Below are 18,367 nucleotides of genomic sequence, written 5' to 3' on the forward strand. Positions count from 1 at the left end.
TTTAGAGCATTTCTTTATCTTTGTTAAAATACATACCTTTGTCAGCACAGAACAGGACAGGATAGATTTTTCAAACAATGCTTTCCTCTCTTCAATTAACTAACTAGATATCAATAAAATGAAGTACAAATTTTTATTTTCGATTCTTAGTATCTTCCTTTTTTTATCATGCTCTTCTGACAAAAAAGTGACAATAATCACCGAAAAAAATCCGTCAAACAGGCTTGCTTTCGGGGTAGAAAAACTAAAATCGACTCTGGAAGAAGCCAAATACATTGTTGAGATAACTACAAATGATGATGCTAAGGACGAATCGATCATTATTGTAACCGAGAATAAAACAGATTCTCTTGCCAAAGAGGGTTACACAATAAAAACAGAAAACAACACGATTTCTGTAACAGGAAACGATGCTTCGGGTTCGCTGTACGGCTGTATGGAGCTGGTGAGAATAGTGAAAGAAGAAGGAAAACTTCCAACAGGCTTAAACATTACGGACAAACCTGAAATGGTGCTTCGTGGTACTTGCGTCGGCGTACAAAAGCCTTACTATCTTCCCGGCAGAACGGTTTACGAATATCCGTATACACCCGAAACTTTCCCTTGGTTTTATGACAAAGAGCTTTGGGTTGAATATCTGGATATGCTTGTCGAAAACAAGATGAACTCTCTTTATCTGTGGAATGGACACCCTTTTGCCTCCCTGGTGAAACTGGAAGATTATCCTTACGCAGTGGAAGTGGACGACGAAACATTCAAAAAGAATGAAGAGATGTTTGCATTCCTCACGGAAGAAGCCGATAAGCGTGGTATTTGGGTCATCCAGATGTTCTACAACATACTGGTATCAAAGCCTTTTGCCGAACATCATGGCATTGCCACACAAGACAGAAGCCGCCCTATCACTCCTCTGGTTTCAGATTACACCCGCAAATCTGTTGCTGCATTTATAGAAAAATATCCGAATGTAGGACTATTGGTTTGTTTGGGAGAAGCAATGGACACTTACGAAGACGATGTGGTTTGGTTTACCGAAACAATCATTCCGGGTGTGAAAGACGGATTGAAGGCTCTTGGCAGAACAGACGAACCTCCTGTGGTGGTAAGGGCACACGATACCGATTGCAAAATGGTGATGGATGCTTCTCTCCCACTCTACAAAAATTTGTACACCATGAACAAATATAATGGAGAATCATTGACAACATACGAACCTAATCCTAAAGGTTCGTGGACAAAAACCCATCAGGATTTGAGCAGCTTAGGTTCTATACACATTGCAAATATTCATATCCTAGCCAATCTGGAACCGTTCCGTTACGGATCACCTGATTTCATTCAGAAAGCAGTAAAAGCAATGCACAATATACAAGGCGCTAATGCCCTCCACTTGTACCCTCAGGCTTCTTATTGGGATTGGCCCTACACAGCCGATAAAACAGATCCTCGTTTAAGAGAAATGGACAGGGATTGGATTTGGTATCAGGCATGGGCACGTTATGCTTGGAATGTAAACCGTGACAAAAACGACGAAATAAAATATTGGTCAAATCTGCTTGGCAATATGTATGGTTGCGGCGACGAAGGACGCAATATTCTTGAAGCATACGAGCAATCGGGCGAAATTGCACCCAAACTTCTTCGCAAATTCGGAATCACGGAAGGAAACCGTCAAACGCTTCTACTGGGCATGTTTATGAGCCAGTTGACCAATCCTGCTAAATGGAAAGTTTACCCCGGATTCCACGAATCGTGCGGACCTGAAGGCGAAATGCTTATCGAATATATGACTAAAGAATGGAACAAACAACCTCATGAGGGCGAAACTCCTCCTCAACTGATAGCCGAAGCTGTTGCACACGGAAAAGCGGCTGTTGAAGCAATTGACAAAGCAGCCGGAAAAGTATCTAAAAACAAAGAAGAATTTAACCGCCTGAAAAATGATGTGTATTGCTATCAGGCTTATGCCAATTGTTTTGCCGAAAAGGTAGAAGCTGCGATGCTGGTACTTCGCTATACACACTCTAACGATATGGCTGATCTGGACAAAGCCGTACCTCACTTAGAGAAAAGTTTGGAATACTATAAAGAACTCGTAAACCAGACAAAAGATACATACCTTTATGCCAACAGCATGCAAACCGCTCAACGCCGTATCCCGATTGGTGGTGATGACGGGAAGAATAAAACATGGGAAGAATTGCTCCCTCATTACGAAGCCGAGTTGGCAAACTTCAAGAAAAACATCAAATTCTTGAAAGAACACGGTAGTGCAAGTCAAACTCAGGAAATTCTGAAACCTATTGACATTAAATTCGAGAACGTAACAGTACCAACTTACGCTATCAAAAAAGGTGAAAAAGTATTCTCTGATAAACAATTCATAATTAACGGTTTTTCGGAAGAATTGAAATTAATGAAGCCTTATCGTTTCAGCCAAGACAAGCAGTATGAAGAAGGCACAACCCTCACTTTTGAGGCGAAACAGCCTGTAAGCCTACTGATTGGCTACCTGAACACTGAGCGCAAGGAATATGCAAAAGCACCGACCCTTGAAACAGATGCCAGCGCAAATCTTTACGGGCAGGGCGATGTTAAGATTGCGAATGCTTTGGATATTCCCGACAGAGGGTCTGTAAACATTCACACATACAATTTTGGTGTAGGGCAACATACCTTAAACTTAGGAAAAGGTGCATTGATGATATTCGGATTTATTGATGCAAATCAGAAAATACAGCCTCACAATGCAGGATTTGGAGGCGATGACGCTTCAAGTAGAATAGACTGGCTATTTTATTAGTTGTAAAAAAATTTGTCATCCTGAGCAACGCGAAGGATCTGTTTCTTAGATGCTTCGTTACTCTCAGCATGACAAGAACTTCATGATCTTTGTGTTTTAAATGAAATAATCCATGAAAAAGATATTATCATCATTAACATTCCTAATCATAGCAATAACATCTCTTTCGGCGCAGAAAACCGTGCCGAAAGATGTTATGAATAAAATATACGAGGAAGTAAAAACGCCATACAAATATGGCTTGGTAGTCTCGCCTGCCGACAACTTCCACAAAATAGACTGTCCTACCATTTTTCGTAAAAACGGAAAATGGTATATGTCTTATTTGGTATACAATGGAAAATCGGGAAAGGATGGTCGCGGATATGAAACATGGCTTGCCGAAAGCGACGATTTGCTCCGTTGGAATACTCTAGGGAGAATACTCTCTTTTCCTAAAATAGGCAGTGGTAGATGGGACGAAAACCAACGGGCAGGCTACATCGCCCTCATTGATTATGAATGGGGAGGAAATTACCAAGCTCAGAAGTTTGACAACAAATACTGGATGTCTTACTTCGGAGGAACGGGAAAAGGATATGAGCAAGGACGCCTTGAAGAGGGTATTGCCTACACCGAGGGCGATATTACCAAACCTCACGAATGGAAAACATTCGACAAACCACGCCTGTCTCCTATCGACCCCGATAAAGGTTGGTGGGAAAATATCACACAATATAAATCATCGGTCATTTGGGATAAGAAAAAAACGCTGGGTTATCCTTTCGTCATGTACTACAATGCAGGAGGAATCAACCCTGCCAACAATGTGAAAGCCGAACGCATCGGCATTGCCCTTTCGGACGATATGGTGAACTGGAAACGTTACGAGGGCAATCCTATCGTAAACCACGAGGAGGGAATAACGGGCGATGGAGTCATTCAGAAAATTGGCGATGTGTATGTGATGTTCTATTTCAGTGCATTCCGTGCCGACCGTCCGTATAAGGCTTTCAATACGTTCGCCTGTTCTTACGACTTGATAAACTGGACGGATTGGGATGGCGATGATTTGATTATCCCTACTGAAAAATACGATAACCTTTTTGCTCACAAATCGTATGTCGTGAAATGGAACGGCGTTGTTTATCATTTCTATTGCGCTGTTAACGAACACGATCAGCGAGCAATTGCAGTAGCCACTTCAAAGGACTTGGGTAAAAGCCTGATACGTTTCCCAAAGCCTGAAAAAGATACTTTCCGCAAAGAAATATCCTTGAACAATGGTTGGAAAACAACTGCAAATGACACGGATAAAGATGCTCACAAAGGTTTTGAAGCCGTAAATTATAACGATAAAGATTGGCAACAAGTGAGTGTTCCTCACAATTGGGATAAATACGAAGGCGTTCGCCGTTTGAAACACGGTAACAAGCACGGTCACGCTTGGTACAGAAAAGAATTCAACGTAGAGAAACAAGGCGAAGGCAAAAGATATTTTTTATATTTCGAAGGTGTTGGCTCATATGCGACGGTATATGTCAACGGTAAAAAGGTTGGTTATCATGCTGGTGGACGCACCACATTTACGCTGGATGTAACAGATGTTCTAAATTTTGATCGCTCCAATACGTTGGCTGTTCAGGCCGATCATCCGCCCATGATTGCAGATTTGCCTTGGGTGTGTGGCGGCTGTTCATCCGAGTGGGGTTTCTCGGAAGGTTCCCAACCTATGGGAATTTTCCGTCCTGTTACTCTGGTTGTTAGCAATGACGTTCGGGTAGAACCTTTCGGTGTTCATGCGTGGAACCACGAGCCGAAAAAAGGAAACGGCAATGAGAAAATCTTTACCCTGAACACAAATACGGAGGTAAAGAATTACACTTCGCACGAACGCCGTATCGAAGTCATACAAAAACTTGTGAATAAAGATGGTATTCAGGTTGAACGCATCACCGATAGCGTTACGTTAAAACCCAACGAAACAAAAATCATAAGCCAGAAAAGTAAAGATATTGTCGACCCTTATTTGTGGGATACGGAAAATCCTTACCTATACAAGCTGATTACGATGGTTAAGGAAAACGGCAAGGTGATAGACGAAGAAAGAACCGATTACGGTTTCCGTTGGATTTCGTGGCCAATCTATCGCAACGATGGCGACCAGCGTTTCTATCTGAACGGCAAGCCTGTTTTTCTGAACGGGGTTTGCGAATACGAACACATGTTGGGAAACAGCCATGCTTTCAGCGAAGACCAGATTCTTTCACGCATCAGCCAGATGAAAGCGGCTGGATTCAATGCTTTCCGAGATGCCCATCAACCTCACAATCTTGTTTATCAGCAAATGTGGGATAAGTTGGGAATGCTTTTCTGGACACAACTTTCGGCTCATGTGTGGTATGATACTCCCGAATTCAGGGAAAACTTCAAAAACAATCTGCGTGAATGGATAAAAGAAAGACGCTCTTGTCCTTCCGTTGTTCTTTGGGGATTGCAAAACGAAAGCACATTGCCCGAAGATTTTGCAAAAGAATGTACCGAAATTATTCGTGAAATGGACCCGACTTCACCATCGCAACGCCTTGTTACCACTTGCAATGGCGGAACAGGCACAGACTGGAACGTGGTTCAAAACTGGTCGGGCACTTATGGTGGCAACCCATCTAAATATGCCGAAGAACTGAGTAAACCCGAACAACTTCTGAACGGGGAATACGGTGCTTGGAGAAGTATCGACAGTCATACGGAAGGAGAATTTGAGCAAAACGGGGTATGGAGCGAAGACCGCATGAACTTGTTGATGGAGATGAAAATCCGTTTGGCTGAACAAGCTAAAGACAAAGTCTGCGGGCAGTTTCAGTGGATATACAGTTCGCACGATAATCCGGGACGTATTCAGAACGAAGAAGGTTTCCGTGATATAGACCGCATCGGACCTTTTAACTATAAAGGTTTGGTAACTCCTTGGGAAGAACCTCTGGATGTATATTATATGTACCGTTCAAATTATGTATCGAAAGAAGAGGCTCCGATGGTTTACCTTGTTTCGCATACATGGAATAACCGTTGGACAGAGGCAGGGATGAAGGACGGAATACGTGTATTTTCCAATTGTGACGAAGTGGAACTTTTCAACGATGTAAAAACCCGTTCTTTAGGAAAACAAAAACGAAAAGGAATAGGTACACATTTTATCTGGAATAATGTAAATGTTCAATATAACGTTCTGTATGCAGTTGGTTATGTTGACGGCAAAGCCGTTGCCGAAGATTACATTGTGATGGATAATTTACCTAAACCATCCACACCCAACTTTAACAAACTATATCAGGATGTTAAAAACCAAACAGCCCCCGAAAATGGCTATAACTACATCTATCGTGTAAACTGTGGTAGTGGTGAATATACGGACGAAAACGGAAACATTTGGTCTGCCGATGTTCATAAAAAAGAAGGAAATTATTGGGGTTCATTGTCCTGGACTGACCAATTCGGAAACCTTCCGAATTTCCTGGCTTCTCAACGCCGTACAAAAGATCCGATTGCAGGCACAAAAGACTGGGAACTTTTCCAGACATTCCGTTATGGTCGTGACATGTTGAAATATCAATTCCCGTTAGCCGATGGCGAATATCTGGTAGAACTTTATTTCATCGAACCCTGGTGGGGAACCGACAGAAGCATGGACTGCGAAGGATACCGTATTTTCGATGTTGCCGTAAGCGGCGATACAGTCATTAAGAATCTGGACATTTTCAAAGAAGCCGGACACGACCGCCTTTTGAAAAAAACGGTGAAAGGCTATGCAAAAAATGGAATGCTCGAAATATCATTTCCCAACACAACAGCAGGACAAGCCGTGATTTCGGCTATTGCCATAGCATCTACAAACAAGAATATTACTAGTGCATCTGCTTCTCCTTCACTGATAAGCAATGTAAAAGGAGGAACTGCGAAAACATGGCTCGATACGGGGAAAGAGTTTAATAAACTGCCTCCTATCCTCTATGGTGCGGAATGGATCTTGCCCGACAAAAAAGCTAAAAAGATTAGTTTCATCGTAACTGATAACGCCGATATCTATGTGAAAGAAGACACAGGGTTCGTGAAAACTTCCTACACTAAAAATCAAACTGTAAACATAAAAGGAAGCAAATGTGTGGTTGCCGTTCCCGTTATCAATTGGATTGAAGAACCAAACCTCCGCCCCGAAATCTGCTACGAAGCAGAAGAAGCCGTAACAACAGGTAGCGGATGGAATAAAGTGGAAAATCACCGCAAAAAGGACGGGGTAAAAATAGAAAAAGACGGGGAACACTCTATCTCTTGGACTATCTCTCCGGGACTTGCCGGTGTTTACGCCCTTCGTTTCAAATATATGAATGTGAGCAAAGAGCCTATCATTGCAAACATTAAAGTGTTATCTTCGGACGACAGGGTGATGCGTGAAGACAAAATACAGTTCTCCAGCGCACCCGAAAAGTGGCGAATGGTAAGCACCACAACAGGAGCTTACATTAATGCGGGACATTACAAAGTGGTAATCAGCGGAGATAGCCTTAACGGTTTGTGGCTCGATGCTTTAGATATGCAGTGATGTAGTTACGAGTTACGAGTTATGAGTTACGAGTTACGAGTTATGAGTTATGAGTAATAAGTTATGAGTAATAAGTTATGAGTAATAAGTTATGAGTAATAAGTTATGAGTATATTGTAGGGGTGGGGTTCTATTCCGCCCGATATGGGAATTTTGCATATTAAAATTACTCAGTATAAAATGAAAAAAAGGATATTATTTGTTTCGTTTTTCACGGTATTTTTCCTTTCGGGTTTTGCTCAGTACGAAAAACCCGATTGGGAGAATATTTCCGTATTGGAAATAAACAGGGAAGAGGCTCGTGCCGATTTCATTCCTTTTGCCACCGTTGAGCAGGCAATAAAAGGCGATAAAGAAAAATCGCCGTATTACATGCTTTTGAATGGTAATTGGAAATTTAACTGGGTAAAACACCCTGATGAGCGTCCGAAAGATTTTTATCAAACCAACTATAATGATAATAGCTGGAAAACAATTCCTGTGCCATCCAATTGGGAGATGCAGGGATATGGAACACCCATTTATGTGAGTGCAGGTTATCCGTTCAAAATAGACCCTCCCCGTGTGATGGGCGAACCCAAAGCCGACTACACTTCTTTTACGGAGCGTAATCCTGTGGGATCATACCGCCATTCGTTCCATTTACCTAAAAATTGGCACAACCGCCGTGTCTTCATTCACTTTGCTGGGGTGCAAAGTGCATTTTATGTTTGGATAAACGGCGTAAAAATAGGTTACAGCCAAGGAAGTATGGAACCTTCCGAATTTGATATAACCAATTACGTGAAAGAAGGAAAAAATCAACTGGCTGTGGAAGTTTATCGCTGGTGTGATGGCAGTTACCTTGAAGATCAGGACATGTGGCGCACAAGCGGAATACATCGTGACGTCTTTTTATACTCTACAAGCGATGTCCGCATTTCGGATTTTGCGGTACGTACCGTTTTAGACAAAGACTATAAAGATGCTAGTTTGCAGATCAAACCCGAACTGAAATCATATAACGGAAATAAACTTGAAAACTGGAACATACAGGCTCAATTGTATGACGCTCAGGGAAAACCTGTCTTTGCTGATGCCTTGACACAGGATGCTTTTCCCGTACTCAATGCAGACCATAAAGCCTCTGTGATGAACGACCGCACGCCTCAGCGTGGCCCTGCTAAGTTTGCATGGCTAGAGGCAAATGTTTCAAACCCGTTGAAGTGGACTGCTGAAACGCCTAATTTATACACTCTTGTTTTGAGCCTGAAAAACGACAGGAACGAAACAATAGAGACGGTTCGCTGTCAGGTTGGTTTCCGTAGTGTGGAAATAAAAGACGGACAAGTACTTATCAACGGTAACCCGATACGGTTGAGAGGTGTGAACCGTCACGAACACGACCCCGCAACAGGGCGTACCATCAGCAAAGAGCGCATGATACAAGACATCGTTCTGATGAAGCAGGCCAACATCAACGCCGTGCGTACGGCTCATTATCCGAACAACCCTCTGTGGTATGAGCTTTGCAACGAATATGGCTTGTATGTGATGGACGAAGCCGATATTGAAGAGCATGGATTGAGAGGACAGTTAGCGAGCGATCCGGCATGGCATGCCGCATTCTTAGACAGAGCGGTTCGCATGGCAGAAAGAGATAAGAATCACCCATCCATCATCTGTTGGTCGATGGGAAATGAGGCAGGATACGGACCCAATTTTGCGGCAATATCTGCTTGGCTGAAAGACTTTGATCCTACACGGTTCATTCATTACGAAGGGGCACAGGGCACGCCAACCGACCCTAAAACGGTGGATGTAATAAGCCGATTCTATCCCCGCACACAAGACGAATACCTGAACCCGAATATAGCTGAAGGTGAAGACAAGGAACGTGCCGAAAATGCCCGATGGGAGCGTCTGCTCAGCATTGCTCAAAACCCTGTTGATAACCGACCTGTCCTCACCAGTGAATATGCCCACGCAATGGGAAATGCGATGGGGAATTTCAAGGAATATTGGGACGAAATATATTCCAACAAACGGATGTTGGGCGGATTCATCTGGGATTGGGTAGATCAGGGATTGTACAAAACAGCAGAAGACGGAACCCGTTTCATGGCATATGGTGGCGATTTTGGCGACAAACCCAACCTAAAGGCTTTCTGTTTCAATGGTGTTGTTTTTGCCGAAAGAGAAACCACTCCTAAATACCGGGAAGTAAAGAAAATTTACCAGCCTGTGTTGGTGGAACTTATAAATGCTGATAAAAAGCAAATCGTTGTTTCTGTAACCAATCGCAATCACCACATCAACCTGAATGAATATGAAATGCGATGGAAGATTATCAATGAAGAAGACACCATTGAAAGCGGCATTATCAAGGATTTTGATATAGCTGCCGGAGAAAAAAAGGAAATCATAATTCCATACAATAAGCCAATTTTCAATTTACGTGTAAGTTTTCACCTGAAAGAAAAAACTCTGTGGGCAGAAAAAGGACACGAAATTGCTTTTGAAAAGATAAACGCAGGAATAACCTTTATTGCTCCTGAAATAACAAAACAATATCCTGTAAGAACAACAAAATCGGATGATAAAATATCTCTTAGTGGTGAAAATTTCACTGCAACATTCGATAAAAAAATCGGAAGCCTCACTTCTTTGAGATATGACGGTCGGGAAATGATTGTTTCGCCGCTCGTATTTCAAGGCTATCGGGCGCCTGTTGATAATGACAAAGGATTCGGAAACTGGTTGGCTAAAGACTGGAAAAATCATGGTTTGGATAGTTTGAAGAGAACTGTGAAATCGGTCGAAATAATTGAGGAGAATGATTCCCGAATTGAAATAAAAACTATCGCAGAAAGCCATGCAAAAAACGGGCATTTCGTTCACGAATCCGTTTGGAAAATATATGGTAACGGTGATGTATATGTTTATAATACTTTCACGCCCAAAGGCGACTTACCCGAACTACCTCGTTTAGGGGTGGTTATGGCATTGAATGGCGATCTGGAAAACATGAAATGGAACGGGCACGGACCTCATGAAAACTATTCCGACAGGAAAGAAAGTTGCCCGATAGGCATATATTCGAGCACAGTCACAGATCAATACGTACCCTACCCTCACCCGCAGGAAACAGGTAACAAAGAAGGCATTGAGTGGATAGAGTTGACAGACAAAGACGGTAAAGGTATTTCCATTCAACGCTACGAAGGCAATATGTCCGGCTCGGCACTTCACTTCACGGCAAACGATCTGGATGTTGCCACGCATGCCTATCAGTTGAAACCTCGCAAAGAGGTCGTTCTTTCGCTCAACGCCATTATGCTCGGGTTGGGTAACAGCAGTTGCGGACCGGGTGTATTGAAAAAATATGCCATTGAGAAAAAAGCCTATAATTTAGCTTTTGAAATCAGACCATTGAGAGGAAATGAAGAATGAAATTTTGTTACTATATTTTGTCATGCTGAGCAGAGCGAAGCATCTAAAAAGATCCTTCGTTTCACTCAGAAACAACGTTCGAGGAGCGAAGGCGACTCAATGACAATCAAAAAAATAAATGAAAATATATAAGAATGAAAAAAAGCGCACTCATTTTTTTACTTATTTGCGGAATTACGGCTTCGCAAAATATTTTTGCACAAAAGAAAAAGCAATCACAAGCAAACTCTGTTGAAACAGGCATACAATACCTTTCGGGCAAAGGATCTGATGATGCCGTAGATTGGGAATTTTTCTGCACCGACGGGCGAAATAGCGGCAAATGGACAACCATTCCCGTACCTTCATGCTGGGAACTGCAAGGATTTGGAACGTATCAATACGGAATGCCTTTCTATGGCAAAGCCAATCCTCTCGGAATAGCCAACGAGCAGGGAAAATATAAATATAAATTCAGACTGCCTAAAGAATGGGAAGGACGTGTGGTGCGCATCGTTTTCGATGGCGTGATGACCGATTACGAAGCGCAAATCAATGGTCGCCGTTGCGGTTATCCTCACCAAGGTGCATTCTACCGTTTCAAAAATGATGTGAGCGACCGTATATTTTTCGGAGACAAAGAAAACGTGTTGGAAGTAACTGTTAGCAAAGAATCATCAAACCCTAGTGTAAACCTTGCCGAAAGACGTGCCGATTATTGGAATTTCGGAGGAATCTTCCGCCCTGTATTTGTGGAAGCACTTCCTGCTCAATTCATCGACCGCACTGCAATTGATGCAGATGCAGACGGAAGTTTCTTTGCAGATGTATTTATGGGTGTTGCGATGGGAGCAAACTCAAAAGTAGTAGCGGAATTGACCGACATCAACGGGAAAACAATCGGAAAAACTCTCGAGACACCTATTCTCGGAGGTTCTGATAAAGCAATAATAAGAGGAAAATTTGATAATATAAAAAATTGGACACCCGAAACTCCAAACCTGTATTATGTTAAATTTTCTTTAATGGATGGAGATAAGGTTCTTCATACAGTAAAAGAACGATTCGGGTTCCGCACCATTGAAGTTAAGCCGAGCGACGGCATTTATGTGAACGGGCAAAAAATTACCGTCAGAGGTGTTAATCGTCACAGCTTCCGCCCCGAAACGGGAAGAACGCTAAGCAAGCAGGCAAATTATGATGATGTGAAACTAATCAAGGAAATGAATATGAACGCCGTGCGTCTGTCGCACTACCCTTCCGACCCTGAATTTCTGGATGCTTGTGACGAGTTAGGATTGTACGTAATGGTTGAACTCGCAGGCTGGCACGGAATGTACGACAGCAATGTGGGTGCAAAACTGATAAAAGAAATGGTGACCCGTGACGTAAACCATCCATCCGTAACGTGGTGGGCAAATGGCAACGAAGGCGGTCATAATCACGAAATTGATAAAGAATTTGCACCGCTCGATCCGCAAAAACGTCCATTGCTTCATCCTCAAAAAAACTTCGGAGGATTTGAAACCATGCACTACCGCTCTTACGGCGAAAGTCAGGAGTATATGCGTAAACCCGAAATCTGGATGCCTACCGAATTCCTTCACGCATTGTACGACGGTGGAGCAGGCGCAGGACTTTGGGACTATTGGGAAGTGATGCGTAAACACCCTCGTTGTGCCGGTGGTTTCATCTGGATGTTTGCCGATGAAGGTGTGGTTCGTACCGATCAAAACAACAGGATAGATAATGTTGGAAATTACGGGGCAGACGGAATTGTAGGTCCTCACCACGAAAGAGAAGGAAGTTTCTATACGGTGAAACAAGTATGGTCGCCCGTGCAGATAATAGACACCATGTTGCCTGACAATTTTGACGGGACATTGCAAGTAGAAAATCGTTACGATTTCACAAACCTGAAAGATTGTCGTTTTACGTGGACTTTAAAGAATTTCTCTCTTGAAAAAGAATCCATTGTAAAAACAGGCGAGATAAAAGAACTTGATATTGCCCCTCATGCAGCAGGCGAACTGAAAATCAATCTTCCTGCAGACTGGAAAAAAGCAGATGCTTTGTATGTCACTGCCTACAACCCATCAGGCGAAGCACTTTGGACATGGGATTGGCAATGGAAAAAAGCAGCCGAGTTCTATCCTTTTGTCAAAGAAAATACTTCTTTATCAGCCAAAGAAGATGGTGATAAGCTGATCGTAAAAGCAGGTTCTACGGAACTGTCTTTCAATAAAGAATCGGGGGAATTGTCGACTGTAAAAGAGAATAATAAAAACATTTCGTTCGGAAACGGACCTCGTGTCATTGTTGCCCGTCGTGGCGACCGATCTATGGATATGTTCTATAATCATGATGATGCCGAAGCACGCAGCAAAGAGCGTGTTTATCTCGATGTTTCGGGAGAAAATAAACTTACAAACTTTGATTATCAAACATCTTCCGACAGCATTACGATAACAGCCGATTATTTCGGAAATATGCGTCAGGCGCATTGGGTAATCAAATCGGATGGCAGTATTCGCTTGGATTATGCTTATCAATACGATGGAACCGTAGAACTTTTTGGCATCAAGTTCGATTATCCCGAAGATCAGGTGAAATCGAAACGATGGTTGGGAGGTGGACCTTACCGTGTATGGCAAAACCGTATACACGGAACAAATTTCGGCATTTGGGAAAATGATTATAACGACCCCATCCCCGGCGAATCGTTCCTGTACCCTGAATTTAAAGGTTATTTCCACAACTGGCGATGGGTGAATCTGAACACAACAGAGGGCGTTATCAATTTGAGCAACGGCGACGACGAAAGCCATTTAGGCATCTATACCCCTCGCGACGGACGTGATAAATTGCTTTACACGATACCCGAAAGCGGAATTTCTGTGCTTAAAGTAATTCCTGCCGTTCGTAACAAAGTAAATTCGACCGATCTTGTTGGTCCGTCATCATGGGCAAAATGGGTTTCAGGCCTGCAAAAAGGAAGCATCTATCTGAAATTTAAAGCAAAGTAAAAACAGTTACTAGTAGACGAGTTACTAGTTACAGCTCGACAACTCGTAACTCGTAACTGCCTGAAAGGCGAAGTAACTTGTAACTATAATGATCATGAAAAAAATATTCTCCATATTTATACTATTCATTCTGGCTATGCAATCAGGTTATAGCCAAAATTTACGGCAACTATGGGAATCACCACCCGAAGAAAGTAAATCGTGGGTGATATGGTACTGGATGCACGGCGCTATAACAAAAGAGGGCATCACCGCCGACTTGGAAGCCATGAGCGAAGCCGGTATTGGCGGAGCATACCTGATGACCATACGAGGAGTACCAGAAAAGCCTTTCCTGACCCCTGTTGTGGAGCAACTAAGTCCGCTTTGGTGGGAAATGGTAGATTTTGCTTTCAAAGAAGCCGACCGGGTGGGAGTAAAAATAGGCTTCCACATTTGCGACGGCTTTGCCCTTGCAGGAGGTCCGTGGATTACACCCGAATTGTCGATGCAAAAAGTAGTATGGACTCAAACAAACGTAAAAGGAGGCAAAGCCATAAAAGAAGAACTATCTAAGCCAGAAAGTTACCGATACTATTATAAAGATATTGCGGTTTTTGCTTACCCCACCCCCGACGGACAGGGAATATCAACGGAAAACGTAAAACCAAAAATAACGAACAGTTTAGGTATTGACGCTCAATTTCTTGCCGACAAAAACAGCGACGAAATATTCCGTAGCGAAGATCCTTGCTGGATACAATACGAATTTGAAAAGCCTTTCACTTGCCGCACGATACAGGTGCAAATGCCCCCCAGAAGTTTTCAGGGTCAACGCCTGACAATAGAAGCCAGTCAGGATGGCACAAATTTTCGGAAAATAGTACAGATCGAACCTCCCCGTCAGGGATGGCAAAATGAAGACCAACGGATGACAAGCAGTATCCCTCCAACAACAGCCAAATATTTCCGTTTTCTTTACAACAAATCGGGAACTGAACCGGGAGCCGAAGATCTGGATGCAGCCAAATGGAAACAAAACCTGAAAATAAAAGGTATTTGGCTATCCTCCGAGGCTCGGATACACCAATACGAAGGAAAGAACGGTTCTATGTGGAGAATCAGTCCGAGAACAACAATCGAGCAGATTCCTCAAAAATTATGTATCGACCCCAAAAAGCTGATAGATGTGACCAAATATATGGATGACAACGGAGTGCTAAATTGGATGGCTCCCAGAGGGAATTGGACGATAATCCGCATGGGGCATACATCCACAGGGCATACTAACGCCACAGGCGGCGGCGGTACGGGATTGGAGTGCGACAAGTTCAACCCCGAAGCCATCCGACTGCAATTCAATTCATGGTTTGGAAAGGCTTATGAACTGGCAGGAAAAGATATTGCATCACGGGTGCTGAAAGTTTTTCACATAGACAGTTGGGAATGTGGAAGCCAAAATTGGTCAATTACTTTCAGGGAAGAATTTAAGAACCGGAGAGGGTACGATATTTACGATTACTTGCCCGTTATGGCAGGCATTCCGATAGAAAGCGTTGAAAAATCGGAACAGATATTATATGATGTACGCAAGACAATCTCAGAACTGGTTGCCGATAAATTCTATGCCGTTCTTGAGGAAGAAGCGCATGCCAAAGGATGCCAATTCAGCGCAGAGAGTGTTGCTCCTACCATGATGAGCGACGGCATGTTGCACTATAAAAACGTAGATATCCCGATGAACGAGTATTGGCTTCAAAGCCCGACTCATGACAAGCCGAATGATGTTCTTGATGCAATTTCAGGAGCACACGTCTACGGGAAAAATATCATTCAGGCAGAAGCATTCACTCAACTAAGATTGATGTTTGACGAACATCCTGCCATGTTGAAAACTTTGCAAGACAGACAATATGCTTTGGGCATCAACCGCCTGAGCTATCATGTAAATGCCCTGAATCCGTGGCTCGACCGTAAGCCGGGAATGACTTTGGATGGTATAGGACTTTATTTTCAACGTGATCAAACTTGGTGGAAATCGGGCAAGGCTTGGGTAGATTATGCACAACGTTGTCAGGCTTTGTTGCAATATGGTAAGCCTGTGATTGACATTGCCGTATTTACGGGCGAAGAGTTTCCACGCCGTTCGATGCTACCTGACAGGCTTGTGCCTTTTTTGCCGGGACTCTTCGGTGAAGAAAAGTTGGAATGGGAAAAAACTCGTCTGGCAAATGTCGGCGAACCGACCAAAGTTATGCCGGTCGGAGTGAATCACTCTGCAAATATAACAGGTGCAGAAGATTGGGTGAATTGCCTGAGAGGATATCACTACGACAGTTTCAATGCCGATGCACTGCTCAATCTGGCAAAGGTGAAAGACGGGTGCATCGTACTGCCTGACGGCATGAGTTACAGTGTTTTGGTTGTTCCGGGCAAACATCCGATGCAACCAAATCCTGAGTGTATGTCGAACGAAGTGAAACAAAAAATAGAGGAACTGAGAAGTCAAGGGGCTATAATTCTGTATGGCAATCAATTGCCTTACAAAGAAGAAAATCTGGATAAACTAGGTGTTGAAAGAGATTTGATTGTATATGATAAAAACGCATCAACTTATGCAAAAGATATAGCATTTGCCCATCGCAAAGGCAATGAGGCTGATATTTACTTTATTTCCAACCAAAAAGATGAATTGAGAAATTTGAAGTTCACATTCAGAATTTCGGGAAAATCCGCTGAAATATGGGACCCTGTAAGTGGAAAAATAAAGGAGTATATCTATTCACAAAGCCTCGGAAACAAAACGGAAATAAGCCTGACTTTAGATGCCAATCAATCGGTATTTGTTGTTTTTGAAAAGGAAATTGAAATGTGGAGTCAAGACGAATTGAAACCTGCACCCACTTCAATCACAATTAATACTCCTTGGACAGTTCAGTTCGATAATGAAATGAGAGGTCCTAAAGATGCGGTTATTTTCAATTCTCTGACAGATTGGAGTCTGCATGATAATGATAGCATCAAATATTACTCAGGCACAGCCATTTATAAAAACACATTCAATATCGAGGTAAAAAAAGGAACTGATTTTTACATCCAACTGGATGAAATTGCCAATCTTGCCGAAGTAAAAATCAATGGAAAATCGTGTGGTACACTATGGACTAAACCTTATAAACTTGATATAACAAATGCCGTGAAAGACGGTGAAAACACCATCGAAATTGAGGTTACCAATACATGGGCAAACCGCATTATGGGTGATGAAGATTTTGGCGCTGAAAAAGACGACAGCAAAAAGACCTGGACAAACGGTAAATATCACCGGATGAAAGAGAAAAAACTCGTAAAAAGCGGACTTATCGGAAAAGTTGAAATCGTAAAAAATTGATGTAAGTGAAAAACGAAAAGTGAAAAATACTCGTAACTCGTAACTTGTAACTTGTAACTTGTAACTAAACAAACAATTATGAATACAATAAAAAATTATTCGATTTATACGGCCAAAAGCCGTTTAGACAAAAATATCTCGGATGCAACACATACTTTGACCGAAATTTCGTTCATCGTACTACGGCTTCAACTCAAGAGCGGCATTGTAGGCGAATCTTATCTTCTTAGTTTCCAATACAGTCCGCAGGCCATTGCAGGAGCATTGAAAGATGTTGGCGAAATGGTTTTGGGCGAAGAAGTCAACAACACCGTAAAAGTATTTGACAGGATAAACCACGCCAACGAATATTTCGGACTAGAAGGTATTAACCGTTGGGCACAAGCAGCTTACAACATTGCGATGTGGGATGCGTGGTGCAAAACGTTAGGTCAGCCTATCTGGAAAGTACTGGGTACTTACACTACCAAAATACCTATTTATGGAAGTGGCGGCTGGATTTCGTACAGCGTAGACGAACTGATTGCAGAAGTAAGCGACTACAAATCGAGAGGATTTAAAGCCGTAAAAATAAAAGTCGGCAAACCCGATTGGAAAGAAGACTTGGAACGACTCCGCCTTGTGAGGGAAGCTGTCGGAAACGATGTGAACATCATGATGGACGCCAATCAGGGAATGGACGTCGCCTCTGCCCTTGCTTTGGCAAAGAGTGCCAAAGAATTGGGTATTCACTGGTTTGAAGAACCGATAGATCACAGCGATTTTCAAGGATATCAATTGTTAAGAAATCAGGCGGGAATTTCTCTTGCCATGGGCGAGAGGGAATACTCTACCCTGCCCTTACGTGAACTTGCCTTGCGGAATGCTCTTGATATATGGCAACCCGATATTTTGCGTTTAGGCGGTGTGGAAGCGTGGCGAGATAGTGCGGCATTGGCTAAATCGTTCAACATTCCTGTGTTGCCTCATTACTATAAAGATTATGATATTCCTCTGCTTTGCACAATTCCAAACGGCGCGGGAGCAGAGTCGTTCGACTGGATTGACCCGTTGATTGACTCTCCTCTCAAAATAGAAAACGGATTGGCTACGCCTCACGACAAAGCAGGATGGGGATTTATGTTTAAAGATTCTGCTCTAAACGAGATATAATTTTTAATGTTTGTCATTCTGAACAT

Annotated in this window: 6 protein-coding genes; all 6 read left to right on the top strand. The window is 42.7% G+C overall.

Features of this window, described 5'->3' with window-relative positions; translation table 11 throughout:
* Positions 1-118 precede the first annotated feature (118 nt).
* The 6 genes from D0T56_RS08565 to D0T56_RS08590 all read left to right on the top strand — a co-directional run bounded on the left by D0T56_RS08565 (position 119) and on the right by D0T56_RS08590 (position 18,341).
* Positions 119-2,803: a glycoside hydrolase family 20 zincin-like fold domain-containing protein gene (locus tag D0T56_RS08565; protein ID WP_163319721.1), complete on the top strand. Its 2,685-nt coding sequence runs from the start codon at positions 119-121 to the stop codon at positions 2,801-2,803.
* 112 nt (positions 2,804-2,915) lie between these two features.
* Positions 2,916-7,382, top strand: a complete 4,467-nt coding sequence (locus D0T56_RS08570) for a malectin domain-containing carbohydrate-binding protein (RefSeq protein WP_163319722.1) — start codon at positions 2,916-2,918, stop codon at positions 7,380-7,382.
* A 180-nt stretch (positions 7,383-7,562) separates the two neighbouring features.
* Positions 7,563-10,814: a glycoside hydrolase family 2 TIM barrel-domain containing protein gene (locus D0T56_RS08575; protein ID WP_255491120.1), complete on the top strand. Its 3,252-nt coding sequence runs from the start codon at positions 7,563-7,565 to the stop codon at positions 10,812-10,814.
* A 134-nt stretch (positions 10,815-10,948) separates the two neighbouring features.
* Entirely contained in the window at positions 10,949-13,819 is a 2,871-nt protein-coding gene (locus D0T56_RS08580) for a glycoside hydrolase family 2 TIM barrel-domain containing protein (protein ID WP_163319724.1), read from the top strand.
* 88 nt (positions 13,820-13,907) lie between these two features.
* Positions 13,908-17,189 (top strand): glycosyl hydrolase, encoded by a 3,282-nt coding sequence (locus D0T56_RS08585; protein ID WP_163319725.1) that lies wholly within the window; start codon positions 13,908-13,910, stop codon positions 17,187-17,189.
* 78 nt (positions 17,190-17,267) lie between these two features.
* Complete coding sequence (locus tag D0T56_RS08590; RefSeq protein WP_163319726.1) at positions 17,268-18,341, top strand: mandelate racemase/muconate lactonizing enzyme family protein; 1,074 nt, start codon at positions 17,268-17,270, stop codon at positions 18,339-18,341.
* Positions 18,342-18,367 lie beyond the last annotated feature (26 nt).

The sequence above is a fragment of the Dysgonomonas sp. 520 genome, from assembly GCF_010501095.1.
Taxonomy (GTDB): Bacteria; Bacteroidota; Bacteroidia; order Bacteroidales; family Dysgonomonadaceae; genus QVMP01.

Excerpts from the sequence above, each read along its gene's own strand:
- D0T56_RS08565 (WP_163319721.1), top strand. The coding sequence starts at position 119 with ATGAAGTACAAATTTTTATTTTCGATTCTTAGTATCTTCCTTTTTTTA.
- D0T56_RS08570 (WP_163319722.1), top strand. The coding sequence starts at position 2,916 with ATGAAAAAGATATTATCATCATTAACATTCCTAATCATAGCAATAACA.
- D0T56_RS08575 (WP_255491120.1), top strand. The coding sequence starts at position 7,563 with ATGAAAAAAAGGATATTATTTGTTTCGTTTTTCACGGTATTTTTCCTT.
- D0T56_RS08580 (WP_163319724.1), top strand. The coding sequence starts at position 10,949 with ATGAAAAAAAGCGCACTCATTTTTTTACTTATTTGCGGAATTACGGCT.
- D0T56_RS08585 (WP_163319725.1), top strand. The coding sequence starts at position 13,908 with ATGATCATGAAAAAAATATTCTCCATATTTATACTATTCATTCTGGCT.
- D0T56_RS08590 (WP_163319726.1), top strand. The coding sequence starts at position 17,268 with ATGAATACAATAAAAAATTATTCGATTTATACGGCCAAAAGCCGTTTA.